This window comes from Gilliamella sp. B3023 (assembly GCF_026536845.1).
Classification (GTDB): domain Bacteria; phylum Pseudomonadota; class Gammaproteobacteria; order Enterobacterales; family Orbaceae; genus Gilliamella; species Gilliamella apicola_E.
On the sequence record NZ_JAFNNH010000066.1, the window covers coordinates 1 to 858 of the forward strand.

The following is an 858-nucleotide window of genomic DNA, read 5'->3' on the forward strand; positions in this document are numbered from 1 at the left end:
TTTTCACTGAAACTTATTTTTCCACGCAATCAAGTGAAATTCTGCGAATTTTCGCGCGATCGCTTCCGCGATCCTCTTCTCGATCTTTTTTCCGGTCGTTTTCAGGATCTTCTTTCAGATCCTGTTTTCGATCCTTTTCCCAATTATCCCGGCAGATTGTTTTTTTCGTGGCTCTTTTCCTTCCTTTTTCGGGTCATGCATTAACTTCACAGACAACTAGGAATGCGATACAGGGTAGTGCACCTTATCTGACTTTCGACGGTGGTCGTACTCGTGCGGTTGATGCTAACGGTCTGCTTGGGATTACGCTATCTAACGGAGCTAATTACACGCCTTCTACCAATCCTTCATCTTCTTCAGCACCAATCTCTTTGCCCGTTGTGGGTCAGAGTTTTGCTGATATTCGTATGTTCGTTCCTACTGATACTAATTCAGTCGATTTAAGTACTCTTATTGGTCCTCCTAATAATTATTGGGGTGATGATGATGGAGATTCTGGCGTTAGTGCTACAGGTCGTTTAAGTTTATCTATCGTCGATAAAAGAGGTCAGTCAGTATCACGTAATTCCGTGCTAACAATTTGTAAGGCACCTTATAGGATTAAGTTATCTAGTACTGACGGTACATTATCAACTCGTTACGGATTTCCTAATCGTAGTACTTTCAGTGCTAGTAATGTGACTTACTATGTTAATCCTAAGGCTTCGCCGGTGGTTTGTTTTGCCAGACCGGATATGTACTATAGTACAGGTCAATATGCTGGCCCAGCTTCGATGTGGGACCCGGATAATGGTTTTATCCCTCAGTCAACTGGCCCATCCTCTTACGGTAGAAACTTTCCTACAACTGGCGCTAATG

General features: G+C 43.0%; 2 protein-coding genes. Both read left to right on the forward strand.

The window, feature by feature from the left end; translation table 11 throughout:
• Positions 1 to 204 (forward strand): hypothetical protein (locus J3U16_RS11985; protein ID WP_267343206.1); only part of this gene is annotated, 204 nt, incomplete at its 5' end.
• Positions 168 to 858 (forward strand): hypothetical protein (locus J3U16_RS11990; RefSeq protein WP_267343207.1); only part of this gene is annotated, 691 nt, incomplete at its 3' end. The genes J3U16_RS11985 and J3U16_RS11990, both read left to right, overlap by 37 nt.